At 64.9% G+C, this 23,273-nt stretch carries 22 protein-coding genes; 13 read left to right on the top strand and 9 right to left on the bottom strand.

The features are described 5' to 3' along the window. The first annotated feature begins 26 nt into the window (after positions 1-26). Positions 27-527, top strand: a complete 501-nt coding sequence (locus ACEN9P_RS03635; protein ID WP_495621112.1) for a BON domain-containing protein — start codon at positions 27-29, stop codon at positions 525-527. Positions 528-597: 70 nt separating this feature from the next. On the opposite strand, the gene ACEN9P_RS03630 is transcribed toward ACEN9P_RS03635, so the two are convergent. Further along, entirely contained in the window at positions 598-981 is a 384-nt protein-coding gene (locus tag ACEN9P_RS03630) for a hypothetical protein (RefSeq protein WP_477661906.1), read from the bottom strand. A gap of 50 nt (positions 982-1,031) precedes the next feature. After that, positions 1,032-1,535: a pyridoxamine 5'-phosphate oxidase family protein gene (locus tag ACEN9P_RS03625; RefSeq protein WP_495621111.1), complete on the bottom strand. Its 504-nt coding sequence runs from the start codon at positions 1,533-1,535 to the stop codon at positions 1,032-1,034. Positions 1,536-1,790: 255 nt separating this feature from the next. Between ACEN9P_RS03625 and ACEN9P_RS03620 the strand changes: the two genes are divergently transcribed. The 4 genes from ACEN9P_RS03620 to ACEN9P_RS03605 all read left to right on the top strand — a co-directional run bounded on the left by ACEN9P_RS03620 (position 1,791) and on the right by ACEN9P_RS03605 (position 6,056). Next, on the top strand, positions 1,791-2,819 hold the full coding sequence (locus tag ACEN9P_RS03620) for an iron ABC transporter substrate-binding protein (protein WP_477661904.1): 1,029 nt from the start codon (positions 1,791-1,793) through the stop codon (positions 2,817-2,819). Positions 2,820-2,852: 33 nt separating this feature from the next. Further along, positions 2,853-4,454, top strand: a complete 1,602-nt coding sequence (locus ACEN9P_RS03615) for an ABC transporter permease (protein ID WP_495621110.1) — start codon at positions 2,853-2,855, stop codon at positions 4,452-4,454. Between the two features lie 4 nt (positions 4,455-4,458). Continuing rightward, the gene (locus ACEN9P_RS03610; protein ID WP_495621109.1) at positions 4,459-5,556 is read left to right on the top strand and encodes an ABC transporter ATP-binding protein; all 1,098 of its coding nucleotides are present in this window, start codon (positions 4,459-4,461) and stop codon (positions 5,554-5,556) included. A gap of 137 nt (positions 5,557-5,693) precedes the next feature. Continuing rightward, positions 5,694-6,056 carry a DUF1428 domain-containing protein gene (locus tag ACEN9P_RS03605; protein ID WP_074577619.1) on the top strand — a complete coding sequence of 121 codons (363 nt, stop codon included), beginning with the start codon at positions 5,694-5,696 and terminating at the stop codon, positions 6,054-6,056. A gap of 6 nt (positions 6,057-6,062) precedes the next feature. Here ACEN9P_RS03605 and ACEN9P_RS03600 read toward each other — a convergent pair whose 3' ends face one another. Then, entirely contained in the window at positions 6,063-6,899 is an 837-nt protein-coding gene (locus ACEN9P_RS03600; RefSeq protein WP_477661901.1) for a helix-turn-helix domain-containing protein, read from the bottom strand. Between the two features lie 153 nt (positions 6,900-7,052). Here ACEN9P_RS03600 and ACEN9P_RS03595 point away from each other — a divergent pair, with 153 nt between their 5' ends. The 3 genes from ACEN9P_RS03595 to ACEN9P_RS03585 all read left to right on the top strand — a co-directional run bounded on the left by ACEN9P_RS03595 (position 7,053) and on the right by ACEN9P_RS03585 (position 11,666). Further along, the gene (locus ACEN9P_RS03595) at positions 7,053-7,466 is read left to right on the top strand and encodes a hypothetical protein (protein WP_495621108.1); all 414 of its coding nucleotides are present in this window, start codon (positions 7,053-7,055) and stop codon (positions 7,464-7,466) included. A gap of 106 nt (positions 7,467-7,572) precedes the next feature. Next, positions 7,573-10,461, top strand: a complete 2,889-nt coding sequence (locus ACEN9P_RS03590; RefSeq protein ID WP_495621107.1) for an aconitate hydratase — start codon at positions 7,573-7,575, stop codon at positions 10,459-10,461. Next, positions 10,461-11,666, top strand: coding sequence for an FAD-dependent monooxygenase (locus ACEN9P_RS03585; RefSeq protein WP_495621106.1), 1,206 nt, complete (start codon positions 10,461-10,463; stop codon positions 11,664-11,666). Before ACEN9P_RS03590 ends, ACEN9P_RS03585 begins: the two co-directional genes overlap by 1 nt. 263 nt (positions 11,667-11,929) lie before the next feature. Here ACEN9P_RS03585 and ACEN9P_RS03580 read toward each other — a convergent pair whose 3' ends face one another. Together ACEN9P_RS03580 and ACEN9P_RS03575 are read right to left on the bottom strand one after the other, a co-directional pair. After that, positions 11,930-12,910 carry a tripartite tricarboxylate transporter substrate-binding protein gene (locus ACEN9P_RS03580; RefSeq protein WP_477661897.1) on the bottom strand — a complete coding sequence of 327 codons (981 nt, stop codon included), beginning with the start codon at positions 12,908-12,910 and terminating at the stop codon, positions 11,930-11,932. Positions 12,911-12,937: 27 nt separating this feature from the next. Continuing rightward, positions 12,938-13,615: a DJ-1/PfpI family protein gene (locus ACEN9P_RS03575; RefSeq protein ID WP_495621105.1), complete on the bottom strand. Its 678-nt coding sequence runs from the start codon at positions 13,613-13,615 to the stop codon at positions 12,938-12,940. An 82-nt stretch (positions 13,616-13,697) separates the two neighbouring features. Between ACEN9P_RS03575 and ACEN9P_RS03570 the strand changes: the two genes are divergently transcribed. Continuing rightward, on the top strand, positions 13,698-14,621 hold the full coding sequence (locus ACEN9P_RS03570; RefSeq protein ID WP_495622135.1) for a GlxA family transcriptional regulator: 924 nt from the start codon (positions 13,698-13,700) through the stop codon (positions 14,619-14,621). A gap of 41 nt (positions 14,622-14,662) precedes the next feature. Here ACEN9P_RS03570 and kynA read toward each other — a convergent pair whose 3' ends face one another. The 3 genes from kynA to kynB are packed head-to-tail and all read right to left on the bottom strand — an operon-like array spanning position 14,663 to position 17,466. Continuing rightward, positions 14,663-15,520 carry a tryptophan 2,3-dioxygenase gene (kynA, locus tag ACEN9P_RS03565; protein WP_495622134.1) on the bottom strand — a complete coding sequence of 286 codons (858 nt, stop codon included), beginning with the start codon at positions 15,518-15,520 and terminating at the stop codon, positions 14,663-14,665. Further along, positions 15,520-16,800, bottom strand: a complete 1,281-nt coding sequence (gene kynU / locus ACEN9P_RS03560; RefSeq protein WP_495621104.1) for a kynureninase — start codon at positions 16,798-16,800, stop codon at positions 15,520-15,522. The genes kynA and kynU overlap by 1 nt, the downstream gene beginning before the upstream one ends. Positions 16,801-16,818: 18 nt before the next feature. Further along, on the bottom strand, positions 16,819-17,466 hold the full coding sequence (kynB, locus tag ACEN9P_RS03555; protein ID WP_495621103.1) for an arylformamidase: 648 nt from the start codon (positions 17,464-17,466) through the stop codon (positions 16,819-16,821). Between the two features lie 218 nt (positions 17,467-17,684). Between kynB and ACEN9P_RS03550 the strand changes: the two genes are divergently transcribed. Both ACEN9P_RS03550 and ACEN9P_RS03545 read left to right on the top strand, forming a co-directional pair. Continuing rightward, complete coding sequence (locus ACEN9P_RS03550; RefSeq protein ID WP_477661893.1) at positions 17,685-18,449, top strand: SDR family oxidoreductase; 765 nt, start codon at positions 17,685-17,687, stop codon at positions 18,447-18,449. Between the two features lie 79 nt (positions 18,450-18,528). Then, positions 18,529-19,665 carry a GntR family transcriptional regulator gene (locus ACEN9P_RS03545; protein WP_495621102.1) on the top strand — a complete coding sequence of 379 codons (1,137 nt, stop codon included), beginning with the start codon at positions 18,529-18,531 and terminating at the stop codon, positions 19,663-19,665. Here the strand turns inward: ACEN9P_RS03545 and ACEN9P_RS03540 are convergent. After that, complete coding sequence (locus tag ACEN9P_RS03540) at positions 19,590-20,954, bottom strand: class-II fumarase/aspartase family protein (protein WP_495621101.1); 1,365 nt, start codon at positions 20,952-20,954, stop codon at positions 19,590-19,592. The genes ACEN9P_RS03545 and ACEN9P_RS03540 overlap by 76 nt on opposite strands. 319 nt (positions 20,955-21,273) lie before the next feature. Between ACEN9P_RS03540 and ACEN9P_RS03535 the strand changes: the two genes are divergently transcribed. Beyond that, complete coding sequence (locus ACEN9P_RS03535; RefSeq protein ID WP_495621100.1) at positions 21,274-22,257, top strand: porin; 984 nt, start codon at positions 21,274-21,276, stop codon at positions 22,255-22,257. 12 nt (positions 22,258-22,269) lie between these two features. Then, positions 22,270-23,241, top strand: a complete 972-nt coding sequence (locus tag ACEN9P_RS03530) for a Bug family tripartite tricarboxylate transporter substrate binding protein (RefSeq protein WP_477661889.1) — start codon at positions 22,270-22,272, stop codon at positions 23,239-23,241. Positions 23,242-23,273 lie beyond the last annotated feature (32 nt).

Raw genomic sequence — 23,273 nt, 5'->3', positions numbered from 1 at the left:
GCAAGCTGAAATGGAAGGATGAAGTGATGATGAAACCGTCACTTCTTTCCTTCCTTTTTTTTGCGCTTTCGTCGGCCACGGGTGCGGGCGCCCAGGAGGCACGCACCAACGCCTTCAACGACCCCTTTGTGCAGGTCACCTCGGCCATCGCCCAGTGCCCGGTGCCTGAGGGGCCGCTCTACACCGAGCAGGAAGTGCGCGACGTGGCGCATGTGCGGGCGCAGCACGGCGGCAGCTGCTACCGTGTGGGCCGCTGCCGCCTGGCCAACTCGTATTGGTACGACCAGGAGATCATTCCGCGCGTCTCGCAATACATCAAGCTCGACGGCCGTTTTGACGACACCAGCGTCTGGGTGCAGGGCGAGCGGCGGCTGGTGTTTCTCAAAGGCTGCGTCAAGACGCGCGAGCAGTCTGAGGCGCTGGAGAAAGCTGTCTGGCTGGTCGACGACGTGATGGGGGTTGTGAACTATCTGCGTGTGGGCGATGAGCCCGTGCGCTATGTACCGGTGCAGGTTGAAAAGAAGTGAAGTGCGATTGCCCCGTGCGCATGCAAAAAAGCCCCGCGGTTTCTTGCGGGGCTTTTTTCATTGAGGGAGGCTATAGCCCCGGCGGCAGCGGGTCCGCCACCCGCAATTCCGAACCATCGACAAATTTCAAGTACCAGAACTCTGGCGCCAGCGGCAGGTTGGGGCGCGTGTGGCTGACATTGGCCGGCAACACATAGACCGTGCTTGCACCGTCGTCGGGCGGGGGCGCCAGGTAATGGCGTTTGACCGCCACCAGCCCGCCTATGGAAGAGACCACCGTGCCTATCGACTCGGTGACGGCATTGACCGTGGTGCCTTGGCCCAGCATGTGGATGGTGGTCTGGCCGACCAGGTCGGGACGAGAGGCCTCCACATACAGCACGGCGGCGGTGTTGATGCGCAGGTCGTCCGGGGCGGTCGGTTCGGTGGCTTTATTGAAGGAGATAAAGGACATGGTGTGGGCCGGTGGGGGTAGCTGTTTTGAGAGGGCTTGGAAAGAGATTCTCAGGAAATGTGCAGTTCTTTGTGCTCGCCCAGCTTGCGCGGCAGCTCGCCCGTGATGACCGCCTTGGCCATCTTGTACAACTGCACCATCTTGCTTTCCTTCACGTCCCAGTATTCGGCGTGGTGGACGCGCACTTCGAGCAAAGCCAGGTCCGGGTCGTGGACGCCGGCGGGAAACCAGCTGCGGGCCAGCGGTGACCAGAGCTCCTCTTTTTTGTCCTGGTCCTCGGCGATCAGCGCCTGGCCCGACAGCGACACATAGCTGTCCTCGCCGGGGTCGGCATAAGACACATTGACATTGCCGTCCTGCTGCAGGCGCTGCGCCAGTTCGCTTTTGCGCGAGATGAAGAAATACAGCCGCGCATCCTCATCCAGCGACTGGTTCTGGGTGGTCAGCGGATGGGCGTGCAGCATGCCGTTGGCGTGGCGGTGCGTCAGCATGCCGAAGCGTATGCCCTGGATCAGCTCCCACAGGGTGTCGTGGTCGGATTTGGGTGTGCTCATGGGAATTCCCTCCAAAATGCGGGTATCTGGCTGATGCTAGGCCCGCATGCGGGGCCGGCGCATCAGCCTCGGTCGCGGCCGCCTGTCAGCGCGGGCCCACAGCCTCACAGTACGCGCAGGTTTACCCGCCAGACATGCCCGGGGCTGTGGAAGCGGTTACCATACAGATGCAAGTAATTCGCATTTGTATTACGGTAGGCTTACAGGCGTGGCTCGCCCGCAGCGCTTGCCGTTTTCCATCCCTAAAGGTGTTTCATGAAATTGTCCCTCCCATCCCTTGCCGCCGCCGCCACGCTGGCCGCCGGCCTGCTGGCAGCGCCCCTGGCCGCCACCGCCCAGGGCGTCAAGCCCACGCCGGAAGGCATCGTGGTCTACAACGCGCAGCACGCCAGCCTGACCAAGGCCTGGGCCGATGCCTTCAGCAAGGAAACCGGCATCAAGGTCACGCTGCGCAACGGCAGCGACACCGAGCTGGGCAACCAGATCGTGCAGGAGGGCGCCGCATCGCCCGCCGACGTGTTCCTGACCGAGAACTCGCCCGCCATGGCGCTGGTCGACAGCGTCGGGCTGTTTGCCCCGCTGGACGCGGCCACCTTGTCTGAAGTGCCCGCCAACTTTCGCCCCGCGCACGGCCGCTGGATAGGCATCGCCGCGCGCAGCACCGTGTTTGTCTACAACAAGGCCAAACTCACGCCGGCCCAGTTGCCCAAGTCCATGCTGGACCTGGCCACGCCCGCGTGGAAGGGCCGCTGGGCCGCGTCGCCCTCGGGCGCCGACTTCCAGGCCATCGTGAGCGCGTTGCTTGAGCTCAAGGGCGAGGCCGCCACCGCCGCCTGGCTCAAGGCCATGAAGGAAAACGCCACGCCTTACAAGGGCAACGGCACGGTGCTCAAGGCCGTCAATGCCGGCCAGATCGAGGGCGGCGTCATTTACCACTATTACTACTACGGCGACCAGGCCAAGACCGGCGAGAACAGCAACAACACCCAGCTGCACTATTTCCGCAACCAGGATGCCGGCGCTTTTGTGAGCATTTCCGGTGGCGGCGTGCTGGCCTCGAGCAAGCACCAGCCCGAAGCCCAGGCCTTTGTGAAATGGATCGCCGGCAAGGGCGGCCAGGACATCCTGAAGACCGGCGATGCCTATGAGTACGCCGTCGGCACGGGCGCGCAGTCCAACCCCAAGCTGGTGCCGCTGGCCGAGCTGCAGGCGCCCAAGGTCGAGCCCTCCAAGCTCAACAGCAAAAAAGTCACCGACCTGATGACCCAGGCCGGCCTGCTGTAAACCGTTTTTGAGTCCGCCGACCGGACACTTCCCGTGAGTGCCTTGCCCCTTGATGCCGGCGCCGATGCCGCCCTGAAGCCGGCGGTTGCGGTGCTGCTGCCCGCGCCGGCGGCCGGCCGCGGCGGCTGGCGCCTGTCCTGGGTGGGCGGCGCGGCCCTGGTGGTGTCGCTGCTGGCCTTGCTGCCGCTGGGTTTTGTGCTCTGGGTCGGTGTCCAGACCGGCTGGGACACGGCCTCGGCCCTGATCTTCCGGCCCCGCGTCGGTGAGCTGCTGGTCAATACCGCGCTGCTGGTGGCGCTCACGGTGCCGCTGTGCGCGGTGCTGGCGGTGGCGCTGGCCTGGCTCACCGAGCGCAGCGACCTGCCCGGCGCGCGCACCTGGGCCTGGCTGCTGGTCGCGCCGCTGGCGGTCCCGGCGTTTGTGCACAGCTATGCCTGGATGACGGTGGCGCCCGGCCTGCACGGCCTGCCAGCCGGCGTGATGGTTTCCTTGATTGCCTATTTCCCGTTTCTGTATTTGCCGGTGGCGGCGGCCCTGCGGCGGCTGGACCCGGGCATGGAAGACAGCGCCGCCTCGCTGGGCCTGGGCCCCTGGGCCGTGTTCTTTCGTGTGGTGCTGCCGCAGCTGCGCCTTGCGGTGTGCGGCGGTTCGCTGCTGGTGGGCCTTCACTTGCTGGCCGAGTACGGCCTGTACGTGATGATCCGCTTCGACACCTTCACCACCGCCATCGTCGACCAGTTCCAGTCCACCTACAACGGGCCCGCGGCCAACATGCTTTCGGGTGTGCTGGTGGTCTGCTGTTTCGCGCTGCTGGGGCTGGAAGCGGCCGCGCGCGGCAAGGAGCGTTATGCGCGTGTGGGCACGGGCGCGGCGCGCATGCCATCCAAGCGCAAGCTGGGCCGCTTGGCCGGCTTGAGCCTGCTGCTGCCCGCGCTGCTCAGCCTGCTGGCCCTGGGCGTGCCGCTGTTCACGCTGGGGCGCTGGCTGCTGGCGGGCGGCGCGGCCGTCTGGCGTTTCGATGAACTCGGTCCGTCGCTGTTGCAAACCCTGGGCCTTGCGTTGGCCGGCGCACTGCTGACCACCGTGGCCGCCGTGCCCATGGCCTGGCTGTCGATACGCTCGCCGGGCCGGCTGCAGCGCGTGCTGGAAGCCTGCAACTACATGGTCGGCTCGCTGCCCGGCGTGGTGGTGGCGCTGGCGCTGGTCACCGTGACCGTGCGCCTGCCGATCTACCAGACGGCGCTGACGGTGCTGCTGGCCTATTTGCTGATGTTTTTGCCGCGCGCCCTGATCAGCTTGCGCGCCGGCATCGCGCAGGCGCCGGTGGAGCTGGAGCAGGCCGCGCGCAGCCTGGGCCGCACACCCGCGCAGGCGCTGTGGGCCGTCACCTTGCGGCTGGCCGCGCCCAGTGCTGCGGCCGGCGCGGCGCTGGTGGGCCTGGGCATCACCAACGAACTCACCGCCACGCTGATGCTCGCGCCCAACGGCACGCGCACGCTGGCGACCTCCTTCTGGGCCTACAGCAGCGAGATCGACTACGCCGCCGCCGCGCCCTATGCGCTCATCATGGTGCTGCTCTCCTTGCCCATGACCTGGCTGCTTTACCAACAATCCAAACGCACGGCGGGACGATGACGCGATGACGACTTCCCTGGAATTGCAAGCCATACGCAAACACTACGGCGCCGTGCAGGCGCTGGGCGGCGTGGACCTGAGCGTCGCGCCCGGCAGCCGCACCGCCATCGTCGGCCCCTCGGGCTCGGGCAAGACCACGCTGCTGCGCATCATCGCCGGCTTTGAAGCGCCCGACGCGGGCCGTGTCACCCTGGGCGGCCGGCAACTGGCCAATGGGCCTGAGGCCGTGCCCGCGCACGAGCGCGGCATAGGTTATGTGCCGCAGGACGGCGCGCTGTTTCCGCATCTCACGATTGAGGGCAATGTCGGCTTCGGCCTGCCGCGCAATACACCCAAGCGCGCCGAACGCATTGCCGAGCTGATGGACATGGTCGCGCTGGACAGCGCCATGCTGGCGCGCCGCCCGCACGAGCTCTCGGGCGGCCAGCAGCAGCGCGTGGCGCTGGCGCGCGCGCTGGCGCAGCGGCCGCGGCTGATGCTGCTGGACGAGCCTTTCTCGGCACTCGACACCGGCCTGCGCGCCAGCACCCGCAAGGCGGTGGCGCAGCTGCTGGGCGCGGCGGGCATCACCACCATCCTCGTCACGCACGACCAGGCGGAGGCGCTCTCGTTTGCCGACCAGGTGGCGGTAATGCGCGGGGGGCTGCTGGTGCAGGCCGGCCGTCCGCTTGATTTGTATTTGCGGCCGCGCGATGCGGCCGTGGCCGGCTTCCTGGGTGACAGCATCGTGCTGCCCGCGCAACTGGCCGGCGGCTGGGCCGACTGCGCGCTGGGGCGCGTCGCCGTCAACGACAGCGGGCGCCGGGGCACGGCGCAAATCATGCTGCGGCCCGAGCAACTGCAGGTGGCCGAAGTGCCCGCCGAAGCGGCGGCGCGTGGGGATGCCTGCTACGGCGCGGTCACTGACACCGATTTCGGCGGCTCGGTGTGCGTGCTGTCGGTACGCCTGGTGCGCGGCACCGGCCCGGCCGCCACGGCGCCGGCACCCTCGGCCGCCTGGGATGAACCGCTGCTGGTGCACAGCGCGAGCATGCATGCGCCGGCGCTGGGCGCCATGGTGCGCATCACGGTGGCCGGCCAGGCCCACGTTTTCGGCGCCTGAGGCCGGCGCCGAGGGCGCCCACCCGCCGGGGCCAACAAGCTTTGTTACTTTTTCCGCAGAGGGAATGCCTGTTTTTGGCTATATTGTGTACGGCGTACACAATATGTCAGCAAGCCCTTTAACCAGGAGATTTCCCCATGGCCCGTTATGTTGATGGATTCATTGTTGCCGTCCCCGCCAAGAAAGTGGAGGACTACCGCAAGCTGTCCCGCAAGGCCGGCAAGATCTGGAAGGAGTACGGCGCGATCGAATACACCGAGTGCCTCGCCGACGATGTGCAGCCCGGCAAGCTCACGTCCTTCCCGCAAAGCGTCAAGCTCAAGGCCGGCGAGGTGGTGGTGTTTTCCTGGATCACCTACAAGTCACGCAAGCACCGCGACAGCGTCAATAAAAAAGTCATGTCCGACCCGCGCCTGGAAGCCATGATGGACCCGAAGAACCTGCCCTTCGACGGCAAACGCATGATCTGGGGCGGCTTCAAAACCATCGTCGAACTCTGACCGTCGCTAGGCCTGCGCGGCCAGCGCCAGCAACGCCTGGCGCGTGAAATCGTCCGCCGGGAAAAAAGTCTCCATCGCGAGTTCCTGCAGCGTCACGTCCACGGGTGTGCCGAAGATGGTGGTGGTGCTGATAAAGCTCAGCATGCCGGCGGGTGTGCGGAACAAAAAGGGCATGACCACGCCCGGGTGCTCGCCTTCGAGGTGTTCGCTTTTCGCTTCCTCAGGCATGGGATAGGCCTTGAGCTCTTCCAGCAAGGCCTCCAGCAACGGGTCTGCAGTCGCCGCAATCTGCTGGCGCAGGCGCTCAAAGATATGCGTGCGCCACTGCGGCAGGTTGGCGATGCGCGGCGCCAGGCCCTTGGGGTGCAGGCTCAGCCTGAGCACATTCACCGGTCCCTCCAGCAGCGAGGCGTCGGCGCCCTCCATCAGGTGAGGCACCATGCGGTTGGCGGCCACCAGGTTCCAGTGCCTGTCCACCGCCAGGGCCGGGTAGGGTTCGTGGCTTTTGAGCAGCAGCTCCACGGCCTGCCGGGCCGAGGCCAGGGCAGGGTCGTCCAGCGGGCGCTCGCGGTACATGGGCGCATAACCGGCCGCCACCAGCAGCGCATTGCGTTCGCGCAGCGGAATGTCCAGCCGCTCCGACAGCCGCAGCACCATCTCGCGGCTGGGCACCGAGCGGCCGGTTTCCACAAAACTCAGGTGGCGCGTCGAGATGTCGGCCTCATGGGCCAGGTCCAGCTGGCTCAGGCGCCGGTGCTGGCGCCAGTGGCGCAGGTGGTCGCCAAAGGGCTGGGGCGCGCTGCGCGGCGCCTGGCGGCTTGGGGAGTGGGTGCTGGCGGTCATGGCCCTCATCGTAAAGGCAGGTGGCCGGTTTTCCATTACCTGCCAGGTTATCGACGGTCGGCCGGGGTCCGGGAATGATGGCCTCCATGCGCACCGACCCGGCGGCCCGGCGCGCTGATTCACATCACCGGCTGCCGCATCAGGAGTTTTGCCATGTTTTCGAGTTCCATGCTGTCTTCCCCCAACTTCCTGCGCAACGTGCTGCGTGTGGACGCGCTGTCCTGCATTGCCTGCGGCGTATTGCAGGTCGCCTTTCCGGCGGCGATGGCCCGTTTGCTGAACCTGCCCGAGGGTTTGCTGGTCTACACCGGCGAATTCCTGCTGGTCTACGCCGCGGTCGTCGTTTTTGTTTCAACGCGTAAGCCCTTGCCGCGGCCCATCGTCTGGGTATTGGTGGCGGGCAATATGGGCTGGGCGTTGGGCTGCGTGCTGCTGCTGGCCAGTGGCCGGGTGTCGCCTTCCATGCTGGGCGCGGCTTATGTGGTGGTCCAGGCGCTGACGGTGGCGGTGCTGGCCGAGCTGCAGTACTTCGGCCTGCGCCGCGCGGCGCCGCAACCGGCCTGGTGACAAGGCCCAAGACTGGGCAGGCGGGCAGGATATGCGGGCTCGGCCCCCCACGGGGCCGCAGTGCCTGCCAGAATGGGGGCTGCCGTCAATAAAAAAGGAGTCCGCCATGGCCAAACCGCCTCCCCACGCTTTTCCCTCCACGCTCAAAAGCTTCAAGACCGCCTCCGGCAAGACCGGCAAGTTCTACTCCCTGCCGGAACTGGCCAAACAATTCCCCAAAGTCGCGCGCCTGCCGGTGTCCATGCGCATCGTGCTCGAATCGGTGCTGCGCAACTGCGACGGCAAAAAAGTCACGGCTGAGCACGTGGGCCAGCTCGCCAACTGGCTGCCCAGGGCCGAGCGCAGCGAGGAAATCCCTTTTGTAGTCTCGCGCGTGGTGCTGCAGGATTTCACCGGCGTGCCGCTGCTGGCCGACCTGGCCGCCATGCGCAGCGTGGCGCTCAAGCTGGGCAAGAACCCGAAAGCCATAGAGCCGCTGGTGCCGGTGGACCTGGTGGTGGACCACTCCATCATGGTCGACTACTACGGCAAGAAAAATTCGCTGGACCTCAACATGAAGCTCGAGTTCCAGCGCAACCGCGAGCGCTACGAGTTCATGAAGTGGGGCATGCAGGCCTTCGACACCTTCGGCGTCGTGCCGCCGGGCTTCGGCATCGTGCACCAGGTCAACCTCGAATACCTGGCGCGCGGCGTGCATAAGACGGCGGGCGGCGTTTATTACCCCGACTCGCTGGTGGGCACCGACAGCCACACCACCATGATCAACGGCATTGGCGTGGTCGCCTGGGGCGTGGGCGGCATCGAGGCCGAGGCCGCCATGCTGGGCCAGCCGGTCTACTTCCTCACGCCCGACGTGGTCGGCTTTGAGCTGACCGGCCGCCTGCGCGAAGGCGTCACTGCCACCGACCTGGTGCTGCGCGTGACGGAGCAGCTGCGCAAGGAAAAGGTGGTCGGCAAGTTTGTTGAGTTCTTCGGCGAAGGCACACGCACGCTGGCCTTGCCCGACCGCGCCACCATAGGCAATATGGCGCCCGAATACGGCGCCACCATGGGCTTCTTTCCGGTCGACGAAAAAACCATTGACTACTTCAAGGGCACGGGCCGCACCAAGGAAGAGATCGAAGCCTTCGAGGCCTACTTCAAGGCCCAGGGCCTGTTCGGCGTGGCGAAAGCCGGCGAGATCGACTACTCGCATGTGGTCAAGCTGGACCTGGGCGACGTCACGCCCAGCCTGGCCGGCCCCAAGCGCCCGCAGGACCGCATCGAGCTCGGCAACGTCGCCGGCCAGTTCAAGTCGCTGTTCAGCAAGCCGATTGCCGAGAATGGTTTCAACCAGCCGCCGGCCATGCTGAACACGCGCCACCTGGTGCGCCGCACCGACGAAGGCCGCCAGGACACCCTGCCGGCCGCGCCGCCCACACCGGCGGGCGCCGCGCGCGCCGTGGTCGAGATGGAAGGCAACCGGCCCACGCTGGCCCACGCCCGCGCCAGCAACACCACCGACGCACCGGCCACGGCACAGACCGAGGTGGTGCATTCGCCGCCTGGCGTCACGGTGGGCAACGGCGACGTGTTGATCGCCGCCATCACCAGTTGCACCAACACCTCCAACCCCAGCGTGCTGCTGGCCGCCGGCCTGCTGGCCAAGAAGGCGGTGGAGGCGGGCCTCAAGGTGCAGCCGCACATCAAGACCTCGCTGGCGCCCGGCTCGCGCATCGTGACCGAGTACCTCACGGAAACCGGTTTGCTGCCCTACCTTGAAAAGCTGGGCTTTGCATTGGCCGGCTACGGCTGCACCACTTGCATAGGCAATGCCGGCGACCTGACGCCCGAACTCAACGAAGCCATCACCAAAAGCGACCTGGTCTGCGCGGCCGTGCTCTCGGGTAACCGCAACTTCGAGGCGCGCATACACCCCAACCTCAAGGCCAACTTCCTGGCCAGCCCGCCGCTGGTGGTGGCGTACGCGATTGCCGGCACGGTGATGCGCGACCTGATGACCGAGCCCGTCGGCAAGGGCAAGGGGGGCAAGGACGTCTACCTCGGCGACATCTGGCCGAGCAGCGACGAGATCTACAAGCTCATGAAGTACGCGATGAACGGCAAGGCCTTCCGCGCCAATTACGCCAAGGTGAAAACCGAGCCCGGCAAGCTCTGGGAAAACATCAAGGGCGTCAAGGGCACGTCCTACACCTGGCCCGCCAGCACCTATATCGCCGAGCCGCCTTTCTTCAAGGACTTCGCGATGGATGCCGGCAAGGCCGGTAGCGTCGACGTCAAGGGCGCGCGCATCATGGCGCTGTTTGCCGACTCCATCACGACCGACCATATCTCGCCGGCCGGCTCCATCAAGGCCAGTTCGCCCGCGGGCCTGTGGCTGCAGGCCAACGGCGTGCAGAAGGCCGACTTCAACAGCTACGGCGCGCGCCGCGGCAACCACGACGTGATGATGCGCGGCACGTTTGCCAATGTGCGCATCAAGAACCTGATGATCCCGCCCGGCGCCGACGGCTCGCGCGAAGAGGGCGGCGTCACGCTGTTCCAGCCCGGTGGCGAAAAAATGTTCATCTACGACGCCGCCATGAAGTACATGGCGCAGGGCACGCCCACGGTGATTTTTGCCGGCGAGGAATACGGCACCGGCTCCTCGCGCGACTGGGCCGCCAAGGGCACGCAGTTGCTGGGTATCAAGGCCGTGGTCGCGCGCAGCTTCGAGCGCATACACCGCAGCAACCTGGTGGGCATGGGCGTGCTGCCCCTGCAGTTCAAGCCGGGCGAATCGTGGCAAACCCTCAAGCTCACCGGCACCGAAGTCATAGACGTGATCCCGCACCCCGAACTCAAGCCGCAAAGCGAGGCCAAGCTGGTCATCACGCGCGCCGACGGCTCGCGCGAGGAGGTCACCGTGATCCTGCGCGTGGACACGCCCATCGAGGTCGACTACTACCGCAACGGCGGCATCCTGCCTTTTGTGTTGCGGCAGTTGCTGGCTTGATGTTCAGGCAAGCCCTGATAGCCGGCGGCGGCATCGGCGGACTGGCGGCGGCGCTCGCGGCCTCGCGCGCCGGCTGGGATGTGCGCCTGTTTGAACGCGCCAACGCATTCAGTGAAGTCGGCGCCGGCATCCAGCTCGGCCCCAACGTCGTCAAGGTGCTGCAGGGCTGGGGCCTGGCCGGCGCCTTGCAGATCGTGGCTGCGTTTCCTGAACGCCTGCAGGTGCGCAGCGCCATTTCGGGCCAGCTGCTGGGCGAGTTGCCGCTGGGTGCCACCATCGCCCAGCGCTATGGTGCGCCCTATGCCACCTTGCACCGCGCCGATCTGCACCGCCTGCTGCTGGAGGCCGTGCAGCAAAACGCCGACGTCAGGCTGCACCTGAGCCGGCCGCTGCAATCCTTCAGCCAGACCGCGCAAGCCGTCACGGTGCAGGCCGACGACGGCCCCGGCATTGAGGGCGACGCCCTCATAGGCGCCGACGGCCTGTGGAGCACGGTGCGCCAGGAATTGCTGGGTGACGGCCTGCCGCGCCGCACCGGCCACCTGGCCTATCGCGCACTGGTGCGGCAGGCGGACCTGCCCGAGCTGCTCAGGAGCCAGCAGGTCACCGCCTGGCTCGGGCCGCGCATGCACGTGGTGCAGTACCCGGTGCGCGGCGGCGAATCACTCAACGTGGTGGCCATCGTGCACGGCGAGGTCGCGGCCGAAGCCGACCTCTGGGACCACAGCGCCAACGCCGCCGACCTGGCCGCCGCGACGGCCGGCTGCTGCGCCGCCCTGCGCGAAGTGATGGGCGCGATTGAAGGCTGGCGCCTCTGGGTGCTGCACGACCGCGCGCCCATGCAGGGCGCCCACCAGCACGCCGTGGGCCGTGTGGCCTTGCTGGGCGATGCTGCCCATCCCATGCGCCCCTACCTGGCCCAAGGCGCCGGCATGGCGATTGAAGACGCCGCTGAACTGGGCCGCGCCCTGGCCCAGGCATTGGACCCGGCCCTGGACGTGCCCACCATGCTGCAGCGCTATGCGCTTAACCGCTGGCAGCGCAATGCGCGCGTGCAGGCGAGGGCGCTGCGCAACGGGCAGATCTTCCATGCCGATGGCGTGGTTCGGTGGGGGCGGGATTTGGCGATGAAGATGCTGGGGGAGAAGCTGCTGGATTTGCCCTGGTTGTATGGAGCCGCAAGCGCGCAGTCCTCACGGCCTTAGGGCCTGTTAACGCTATTTATGCAAATGCGAATGGGGTGAAAACGGCGCCAATCAAGGCGTGCGACGACGCCCAGACCGGGCGTCTGCGCTAGGAGCACAACGCAGAGTGGCGCCGTTTTCACCCCATTCCCTCCGGGTTGCGATCAAAAAGGCCTTGCGCGGCGTTGCAAAGCCTTGACGGGGTCTGCCCCGCCTGCGTTTTGCGCCTTGCTCAAGGCCTTTTTGACTCGCAACGCATCTTGCATAAATAGCGTTAACAGGCCCTAGTCCGCGTAGGCCCCTGCCGCCTTGATCACCGGCGTCCAGCGGGCAATTTCACTGCGCAGGTATTCTCGATGGCCCGCCGGCGTGTTGCGTGCGTCTCGAACCACATCGATTCCTGAAGCGAGTTGCGCCTTTTTGAAGGCGTCCGTCTGGATTGCGGCCAGCAATGCGCTGTTGACCCTGGTTTGCACCGCCTGAGGCGTGTTCTTCGGCGCATACAAGCCGTACCAGACACCCACCCGGACGGAGGGAATCCCGAATTTCTCGAGTGTCGGGATCGCCGAGGCGCCGGGAACGTTGAGCGGCTTGGCCGATGTCACGCCGACGGGCCTGGTTTTTCCGCTGAATACATGGGGAAGCACATTGGCCGTCAGATCGCACATCAGGTCTACATGGCCTCCCAGCAAATCCGCCAATGCCGGGGCGGTCCCGCGGTACGGAACGGTGGTCATGCCGATGCCCAGCGAAGACTGCAGCAGCAGGCCGCACAGGTGCGATGCCGACCCGATGCCGCCGTTGGCCAGCTTGACCTGTGGTTGCGTGGCTATCCACCGCACCAGTTCAACCGCTGAGCCCGCGGCGATCTGTGGGCGCGTCACCAGCATCAGTGGCGATTCAGCCATGATGCCCAAAGGTTCGAAATCCGTTTCCGGGCTGAAACCGAGGCGGCGGTACAGCGCGGGGGCTGTCGCCATCCCGATATGGTTCAGCAGCAGGGTATAGCCGTCCGCAGGCGCACGCAAGGCAACGACACTGCCCAGGTTGCCTCCGGCGCCCGACAGGTTCTGGATGATGACGGGCTGCCCCAGCTGCTTTTCCAGCGGCAAGGCAAGCTCCCGCGCGAGCTTGTCCATGGGACCTCCCGCGGGATAGGGAACAATCAATGTCACCGGTTTCGAGGGATAAACACCTTGTGCCTGCGCGCCCATACCGCATGCCAGCAAGGCCCACACAAGCAGTGAAAACATTTTTTTGCTCATAGGTTTCTCCAGGGTTAGCGATGCTTTTCAAGCTGGCATGCGCAGGGCCGCATGGCCGACGGCCGAGGCCCGCAGGGCCCGCCGCGCCTGCGTCGCCGCCAGGCATTTTTCAACGATGGCCGGCTCCGATGTCAAGGGTGTGCCACCTGGAAAGGGCGGCTTGGGGTCGTATTCGATCTGGAGCTGGATTTGCTTGGCCGCTTCGTCTCCCCTCAGCATGGCGACGACCTTCAAGGCCATGTCGATGCCGGATGTCACGCCGCCCGCGGTGAAGATATTCCCGTCCACACACATACGCTCCCGGGTGACGATGGCGCCGAACGCCGGCAGAAAATCAATAGCCTGCCAGTGGCAGGTGCTTCGCTTGCCCTTGAGAAGACCCGCGGCGCCGAGCAGCAGCGAGCCCGTGCAGATGCCGAAGATGTACTTCGCCGACTGTGCCTGCCTGCGGGTGAAACCAACCCACTCGGCATCCAGTAGGGCGTCGTCGGTTCCAGGCCCCCCCGGCACCACCAGCAGGTCGCAGGGCGCTGCGTTTGCGATGGTCGTGGTGGGTACCAGCGTGAGGCCGCGGTCCGAGCGGACCGGCTCCAGTGACTTCCCCACGAGCTCGACCTGCACTCCCGGCACACGTGCCAGGACTTCAAAAGGCCCTGTCAAATCAAGTTGTGTCAGGGCATTGAAGAGAATAATATTAACTTTCATGAACACGCTCCTTAAGACGCTGAAGGTAAGGCCGAGTGCCGCGGGGACAGCGCCAAAAGCGGGCGAATGTGCGCCAAAATGCGTGGCCTTTCTTTTGTTCGACGGCTTCCAGCCCATTGACCTGGCCGGACCGTGGCAGGCATTTGCCACGGCCAATGAAGAGGTGGGCGTTCCCGTGTATCGCCTGGCCACCGTGGCACAGAAGGACGCCGTCACGAGCGCCGATGGCGCACTGAAAATCCATGTGGACCATGCTCTGGGGGCTGCCGCGGCATTGACTATCGATGCGCTGGTGGTGCCGGGTGGCGGCGGTGTCCATGCCGCATGTGCCGATCTTCAACTGGTCAACTGGCTGCGGGAAAGAGACCCGTCCACGCGCAGAACCTGCAGCGTTTGCACGGGGGCCTTTCTGCTCGCCGCCGCCGGGCTGTTGAGCGGCCGGGAGGTCACCACCCACTGGCGATCTGCCGGGAGGTTGCAGCGGGACTTCCCGGACCTTAAGGTCAATGACGACAAGATTTACTGCGAAAGCGGCAAGTACTGGACCACGGCGGGTGTTACGGCGGGCATCGACCTCGCGCTGGCCCTGATCGAGCGCGACCATGGCGCCGATATCTCGCAGCGTGTCGCGCGGCGGCTGCTTGTCTATTTACGCAGGGACGGCGATCAGCGCCAGTACAGCCAGGCCCTGAGGATTCAGGATAGGGCCGCTGCGCCCTTCCGCCAGTTGATCGAGTTGTTGCAGGCCCGGCTCGACCACGACTGGTCCGTCGACGCGATGGCGGACATGTGCAATATGTCCCGGCGCACTTTTCAGCGCAAGTTTGCGGAAAGCTTCGGCATGGGCCCCATCGCCGCACTCAACAGCCTGCGGCGTGAACAGGCGGAAATCCTCGCCAGCTCGGGGCGCCTGTCGGGCAAGGAAGTCCAAAGGCATACCAGACCGACCCGGGGTATTTCCGGGACGGCGGCCGCAGTGCGTCATCGCGCCGGCGGCGCTTGCTGATCACCAAAGCCCCGTTGCCTACCGTTCGGACCACGGTGCGCTTATAAGTCAGTGCGTAGTTTCCAGATCTCCGGAAACAACACCACATCCAGCATCTTGCGCAGGTAGCTCACTCCACCCGTCCCACCCGTGCCACGCTTGAACCCGATCACGCGTTCCACCGTGGTCACATGCCGGAAGCGCCAGAGCCTGAAAGCGTCCTCCAGGTCGGTGAGTTCCTCGCCGAGCTGGTACAGGTCCCAGTATTTTTTCGGGTCGCGGTACACCACCAGCCAGGCTTGTTCGACGGCCTCGCTTTCCACATAGCCCTGGGTCCAGTCGCGCTGCGTGTGGCTGGCCGGCACGGCCAGGCCGCGGCGGGCCAGCAGGCGCAGGGCTTCGTCGTAAAGCGAAGGGGCTTCGTAAGCCGCTTGCACTTGCGCCAGCAGGTCGGGCCTGTGGGCATGGGGCTTGAGCATGGCGGCGTTTTTGTTGCCCAGGGCGAATTCGATGCAGCGGTATTGCGCGCTCTGGAAGCCGCTGGAGTTGGCGAGGTAGGGGCGTATGGCGCTGTACTCGGGCGGGGTCATGGTGGCCAGCACGTCCCAGGCATGCACCAGCTGCTCCATGATGCGGCTCACACGCGCCAGCATCTTGAAGGCGCCGCCCAGCTCGTCGTTCGCGACGTTGGCGATCGCGGCGCGCAGCTCGTGCAGCATCAGCTTCATCCAGAGTTCGCTGGTCTGGTGCTGGATGATGAACAGCATCTCGTTGTGGTCGGGCGAGAGCGGTTTCTGCGCGCCCAGGATGGCGTCCAGCTGCAAATAGTCGCCGTAGCTCATGGACTTGCTGAAGTCGAGCCGCGCTTTTTCGTCGCGCACGATGTCTTCAGGGGCTTGGGGTTTGCTGTGGGTATTCATCATGTGACCGCGTGCTTCTGGTTGAACTCGGCTTTTTTCCATTCGCTGGTTTCGAGCACCTGCTTCAAATGCTCAACGGCGTTCCACACGTCTTCAAAACCGATGTAGAGCGGGGTGAAGCCGAAGCGCAGGATGTCCAGGTGCTTGCCGGCGCCGCTGTCACCGGCGCGGAAGTCGCCGATCACGCCGCGTGCAATCAGCGCTTGCACGATGGCATACGCGCCCTCAGTTCTTGTGAGGCAGACTTGCGAGCCGCGCTGGGCATGTTCGCGCGGCGTGGCCAGGCCCAGGCCGTGGCCTGCGCAGCGTTCTTCGACGAGCCGGATAAACAGGTCGGTGAGCGCCAGCGATTTTTTGCGCAGGGCCTGCATGCCGCCCAGCGCTTCGGCAGCCAGCACGGTGTCCAGGCCGCATTCCAGCGCGGTCATGCTCAGGATGGGCTGGGTGCCGCAGAGGTAGCGCGAGATGCCTGCCGCGGGCCGGTAATCGGGCGTGAATTCAAACGGCGCGGCATGGCCCCACCAGCCGGCCAGCGGCTGCCAGAAGCGGTCGGCATGCTTGGGGTTGACCCAGACAAAGGCCGGCGCGCCGGGGCCGCCGTTGAGGTATTTGTAGCCGCAGCCTATCGAGAAGTCGGCGTTTGCCGCATTCAGGTCCACCGGCACGGCGCCTGCGCTGTGCGCCAGGTCCCAGACGGTGAGCGCGCCGGCGGCATGGGCCGCGGCGGTCACAGCGGCCATGTCATGCATGGCGCCGGTACGGTAGTTCACATGGGTCAGCATCAGCACGGCCACTTCGCGGGTGAGGGCGGCCGCGATCTCCTCAGGCTCGACGAGCTGCAGGCGAAAGCCGCGCTCGCGGCACAGGGCTTCGGCGATGTAGAGGTCGGTCGGGAAGTTGCTGCGCTCGCTGACGATCACTTTGCGCCCGGGCGCGTCCTGGGCCGCGATATGCAGCGCGGCGCTGAGCACTTTGTAGAGGTTGATGGAGGTGCTGTCGGTGGCCACCACCTCGCCGGGGGCCGCGCCTACCAGTCGGGCGATCTTGTTGCCCAGGCGCTGCGGCAGCTCGAACCAGCCGGCGCTGTTCCAGGAGCGGATCAGGCCTTGGCCCCATTCGGCCGTGACGGCCTCGGCGACGCGGGCGGCCGCCGTCACGGGCAGCACGCCCAGCGAGTTGCCGTCGAGGTAGATCACGCCTTCGGGCAGCGTGAATTGTTGGCGCAGCGTGCGCAGCGGGTCTTGCGCGTCAAGGGCGCGGCAGTCCTGGAGTGTGGTCATAGCTAAAGTTTTTGGGTTTCAGGGAAGTTCGCGCAGCACGGCGCGCACGGGGGACGCATCGGCCCGGGTCAGTTTGAGCGGCAGGGCGATCAGTTCGTAATCGCCCTCGGCCACCTCGTCGAGCACCAGGTTTTCCAGCACACGCAGGCCGTGCGCCAGCAACTGGTGATGGCTGGGCAGATCCTGGCTGGTGGCCGGGTCCACGCTGGGCGTGTCTATGCCGATCAGGCAGATGTTTTTGCGTGCCAGCAATGCCAGCGTTTCAGGCGCGATGGCGGTGAAAGCTTGCCAGGCCTGGCTGGCGCTGTGCGAAGTGCGCAGCAGCACGCGCGGTGGCAGGCCGTCCAGCGCGTGGGCGACGTGTTCGGGCAAGACCAGTGGGCCGCAGTCCAGGCAATGGATCACGCGGCAGGGCCCGAGGTAGGGGGCAAGGTCCAGCTCGCCGGCGCTGGCCGCGCCGTTGGCATAGTGCAGCGGCGCATCGGCGTGGGCGCCGGTGTGCGGCGACAGCGTGATGCTGTTGACGTTGACCGGGCAGCCCGGTGCCAGGGAGAAATGCAGTGTCTGGGAGTAGGCCGTGTCACCGGGGAACACGGCGGCGTTCTCATCGACCGGCGGTGAGATGTCCCAGAGTTTGCGCGGTGCTGATGGGGTAGAGGCAGGCATGGATCCAAAGGTAGCACCGGCAAAAAAGCCGTGGTGTCGGTTATTTCCAACAATCTCAAAAATACTTGAGACTTAAAGTATCTGGCGATGATGGCCCGCCCAGGCCGCATGCGGCCTTGGCGAGGCTGGGGCACAATCCAGACCTGTGGCCCATCGCTGCATCGATTTACCAATCAGCAATACCTCCCTCTAACCTTTCAAGAGAGACAAGGCAGACCATGAATTCCGAGAACAAGTCCAACGGCAAAGTCGCACTCGTCACCGGCGCGGGCACAGGCATCGGCAAGGCCGTGGCCCTGGCCCTGCTGCGTGAAGGCTACAGCGTGGCGCTGGTGGGGCGCCGTGTGGAGCCGCTCAACGAAGTCGCCAAGGAGTCCGGCACGGACCGCGCGCTGGCGCTGCCCACCGACGTGAGCAAGCCCGAGTCCGTGGCGGCGGCCTTTGCCAAGGTCAAGGAAAAATTCGGCCGCCTCGACCTGCTGTTCAACAACGCCGGCGTGGGCGCGCCGCCGGTGAACATCGAGGACATCACGTTTGAGCAATGGACCAATGTGGTCGACATCAATCTCACGGGTTCTTTCCTTTGCGCGCAGGGCGCCATCAGGCTGATGAAAGACCAATCGCCCCAGGGCGGCCGCATCATCAACAACGGCTCGATCTCGGCCCATGCGCCGCGTCCCAACTCGGCGCCCTATACCTCCACCAAACATGCGATCACAGGCCTGACCAAATCGATCTCGCTGGACGGCCGCAAGTACAACATCGCCTGCGGCCAGATCGACATCGGCAATGCGATGACGGAGCTTGCCGCGCGCATGGCCAAGGGCGTGCCCCAGGCCAATGGCGAAATCGCCATTGAACCGATGATGGATGCGAAGGAAGTGGCCGAGGCGGTGGTGCACATGGCGTCGCTGCCGCTGTCGACCAATGTGCAGTTCATGACCATCATGGCCACGAAGATGCCGTTTGTGGGGCGCGGTTGATGCGGCCCTGATTGACGCTGCCACTTGAGCTGCGGATCAGCGTGGGCGGCACCAGCAAAATGTGTTGTATTGTATGTATATGAACAATACGGCCTCCGACCTGGAACAGTACCTGGACGAGCTTGCGAACAATGCCCGTCCCGGCGATCGCCTGCCACCGATACGTGATTTGATGCGCCGCTTCGGTGTATCGCAAATGCTGGTCCAGCGCGCCTTTCAAGGCCTCAAAACCAAAGGACTGATCGATTCACAGGTGGGGCGTGGGACCTACTTTCGGGGGGATGGCGAGCCTGCGCTGGCTAACACCGGCTCCCGGTTGCAGGCAACGAGGTCGGTGCTTCTGCTGCGGCGCTCCATCAGCATCACCCGCGGCCGCGTTTTGGTGGAAGGCCTGCAGCGCCGGTTCACCGCCGACGGGCATCGGGTGCTGGAAGTTTCATACACCGACCCGGCCCATGCGCGCACCGTATTGAAAGGCTCGCCCCGTTTTGACGCCTGCGTGGTCCAGTCGACTTACAAGACCATCACCATCGATTTGCTCGCCGCGCTGAGGGATAAATGTGATGTGCTGGCGGTGGATGGCGCGACGCTCGCCGGCACGGACGTCGAGGCGGTCGGCATGGAGTGGGGCGAACCCCTGGCCAAGGCGATTGCCCTTTTACGGCAGCAAGGCCATGGCCACATCGCGTACGCGGCAACGTCGTCCCCCGTTCTGGCAACGCAGATGGGCCGCCGGCGGTTTGAATACCTGCAGAGCACCCTGGCGGACACCGAGTTCCACGAGATCACTGTGCCGCACCTGCCTGACGACAATTACGAAGCGGCGCTTGCAGACCTGATCAAGGCCAGCCTTGATGCCTCAGGGCGGCTGCCGTTCACTGCCCTGGTGGCATGGGGCGTTGAAGATGGCGCCAAATTCCGGCAACTGCTGTCGGATGCCGGCGTCGGCATCCCATCGGCGCTGAGCGTGGTGTTGCTGGGGCGTACGGATCTGGCGAACGAACACGCCAACTTCTTTGACACCATGGGGTGCAGCGTTGCCGACCAGATCGAGTCGCTGTACCAGGCGATCAATATGCGCTGGGCCGACCCTTCCTTGCCCTACGGCGTGCGCCTGATCCCGGTGACGAGCAAGGCGGGTCAATCGATTGCGGCGCCGCTGCCGGCCACGCGTTCCACAGTTTCGCGCGTGAGCACCACCGATTCGCCGACATAGCTGCTGGCGACGAGCGCCTGCACCAGGTCGGGCGGAAGCTCGCGTTTTGCAAACAGGGGATGCTCGCCGATCGTCGTCATGAAAGGCACGCCCTCGGACTGGGACCGCTGCGCCGCTTCATAGAGCAATTGATGCGCTTCATGCCGCCCCATCAGCCTGGTCAGCCGCATCATCACGGCTTCCGACGCGATCAGGCCGTTTGATAACTCGAGGTTGCGGCGCATCGCCTCGGGGTGTACGACGAGGCCCTGGGCCAGGGTCGCGAGGGTTTCGGCAATCGACGCCGCAATGATGGCAATTTCCGGCAACAGCGTATCGGTCACATTGGTCGCGGACGCGTCGCCCTCATCCATGCGAACCATCGCTTCGAGCGCCACCGGCACCCGGGCTCGCATCATGCGCGCCAGGCTGGCCAGCAATAGCGCGGTCGACGGGTTGCGCTTTTGCGCCATGGTCGAGCTGCCCACCTTCCCCATGTGAAATGCCTCTGCAACCTCGCCGATCTCGGTGCGCTGCATGAACACGACATCCTGCGCGATTTTTTGCGCAGTGCCGGCCAGCAGCCCCAGCGCAGAGATGTAGTCGCAGACACGGTCGTAGGACGAACGCATGGGCAGCCCCGCCGGCTCAAGTCCCAACTGCGCGGCCATCCGCACCTCGACCTCGCGCCCCGCGCTGCCCATGGCCGCGAAAGTGCCTATGGCCCCGCCCAGGCTCGCCACGAATGACGATGGCAATCGCTGCTTGAGCCGATCGCGGTCCCGGTCGAGTTCGTCCAGCCAGCCGGCGAGCTTGAAGCCAAAAGTCATGGGCAAGGCGTGCTGGCCGTGCGTGCGGCCGGGCATCACGGTGGCTTGGTGCGCCAGCGCAAGTTGGCCGAAGGCGGCGATGGCCGCATCCAGATGGTTCGCCAGCAACTGATGCGTTTCAAACATCTGCAATGAGCTCGCGGTATCGAAGATGTTCTGCGTTGTCGCACCCCAATGGATGAAACCGGCGGCAGGCTCGCCGCACAGCTCTTCGAACTGGTAAAGCACGGGAACGAGCGGGTGCTGGGCGAAGGCAATGTCGCTCGAAAGGCGCTCCAGGTTGAACAGCCGGGCATCGGCTTTCTCCGCAATGGTGGCGGCGGCTTCGGCAGGAATGACACCGAGTTCAGCCTGGGCACTGGCCAGGGCGGCTTCGACGGTGAGCCAGGCCTGCAGCGTGGCGACATCGCTCCAGATGCATTTGGCTTCAGCGCTGAACCAATGGCCGGTGATGAAGGATTCGAACATTCCGATGTTCATGGGGTTCCAGTCAGGTCGAAACGGTTTGCACGGGGGCTGGCGGTGGCAGGGAAATCCGCGGTAGGCGGGTTTGCTATTGCATATTGTATGAATTGCATTGATTTGGAAGGCTTGTGACGAATTTGGAGGCTGTAGATAAGGGTATGAGGCCTCTGGTGGCAGCAGGAATTTGGTCCGATACAATATTAATTGTACGGCAATACAATAAATACATATATACTGCCTCCGCCGGCTAATTGGGCTGGCGCATAACAAGGAGACAAGCTTGAAGACATTCCTCTTTCCACCTTCGGGCCCATGCAGCGCCCGAAACGCTGCCATGCGCAGCGCATTGCTGGCCGCAAGCGCACTGGCCCCGGCTTTTTCAGTACACGCCCAGTCATCACTGACGATTTACGGCATCGTTGACCAAGGGCTGACAAAAGCGACCAGCGGCACCACGCCAGCCGGGATGCTGCCCGGTAGGGCTCCCAATGATGACTGGAACGTGAAAGCCGGCAACACCTCCCGCCTGGGTTTTCGTGGCGAGGAAGACATGGGCGGCGGCATGTACACGCGCTTTCAGATCGAGACCCGCTTTGCCACCGACACGGGGGCGCTGAGCAACGCCAATGTTTTCTGGCTGGGCCGTTCGGTGCTTGCCATAGGCAGCAAGGACTGGGGCGAGATTTATTCCGGCCGTGAATACTCGGCAGCGTACACGGTTGCGCTCAATACCGATCCCACGCTCTGGAGCTATGTCAGCCAGACCGGCTCCACTTACACCTACGCAAACTACCTCCCGGTCGCTGCGACGGTCGAGGCTTCCAACATTCGCTGGAGCAACACCATAGGCTACAAATCCCCGGCGCTGGGCGCCGTGAGCTTCGAGCTGGCAACCGGCCTGGGTGAAGGCACGCGCCAGCGGAGCACCTCCGCCAACATCCAGTACAAAGACGGCCCGGTCTGGCTCGGCGCAGCCTACGATGGCCTGGACAACAGGACCAACCTCAAGCTCATTGCGGGGGGCTATGACTTTGGTGTGGTCCGCCCCACCGCCAGTTATTCACGCGCCAAGGGCGGCCTCAACGGTGACGCCACTTCGTTCACCGTGTCTGCGCTGGTGCCCCTGAGTTTTGGGCGCACCTATGTCTCTTACGGCAACCTGCGCCCGGCAACCCATCTCAATTCGAAAATGGTGGGGGCGGGGGTTCAGTACGACCTGAGCAAGCGCACCTTGCTGTATACGAATGTAGGCTCCGCCAAGCAGGTCGGCCAGAGCCGCACGACGGCGTTCGATCTTGGCATCAAGCACACCTTCTGAAAGGAGCCCGGCATGAAACGCAGACTGTTGAATCAACTTGCCTTGTTGGGCGCCGGCGCGTTGTTGTCGGGTGTTGTCCATGCGCAATCCGACAAACCCATCTCGCTGGTGGTCGGCTACTCCGCGGGTGGCAGTGCCGACCTGGTCGCGCGTGTTGTCGGCACCGAGCTGTCCAAGCGCCTGGGGCGACAGGTCATTGTCGAGAACGTGGCTGGCGCCAGCGGCATGATCGCCGCGCAGAAAGTGCTCAATGCGCCGGCCGATGGCAACCTCGTCTATATGGGTGGCACCGACACGGTGCTTGTGCCCATGGTCAATCCCAAGACCCGCCTTGACTGGGATAAAGATCTTTTGCCCGTGGGGCGCATGACCACCGTGCCGATGATTTTTGCCGTTCCCGCGGGCTCCCCTTATGCAACGCTGTCCGACCTGCTCGTTGCGCAGCGCAAAAGCGGCAAGGCTGGCTTCAATTACGCCACCCCCGGCATTGGGACGATGCAGCATATCTATGGTGCGCTCATCAACAAGCAGGCGAAGGTGGAAATGCTGCACATCCCCTACCGCGGCGGTGCCCAGATCGTGAATGACCTCGTCGGCGGCCAGGTGGACAGCGCGATGCTGGTGCTGTCGACGGCCATGCCTTTTCTCAAGGACGGCAAGATCAAGGCTTTGTCGGTGTCGGATGGCGCGCGTGTCGCCCAGTTGCCGAATGTCAGGCGCATTGGCGAGGAAGAGGGGTTTAACGGCATTTCGCTGCCGCTGTGGCAAGGCTTGTTCCTGAAGGCCGGAACGCCTCCCGCCATCGTGGTCGCTTATGAGAAGGCCTTGCTCGAAGCCCTTGCTCAGCCTGAGGTGCGCAGCAAGTTGGCGGAGGCCGGCATCACGGTCGCCCCAATGCCCGGGCGCGAGATGCGCGCGTTCATCGGTCCCCAGGCCGCGCTGTACCGCGATATCGTGAAGACCGCAAAAATCACGATGGAGTGATGGGGGCGGCGTTTTCTGCCAGGGCCGACCGT

Source organism: Polaromonas sp. Polasp52, from assembly GCF_059491565.1.
Note: the sequence above shows the minus strand (reverse complement) of the source record. Positions and strands in the feature narration are given on the sequence as shown.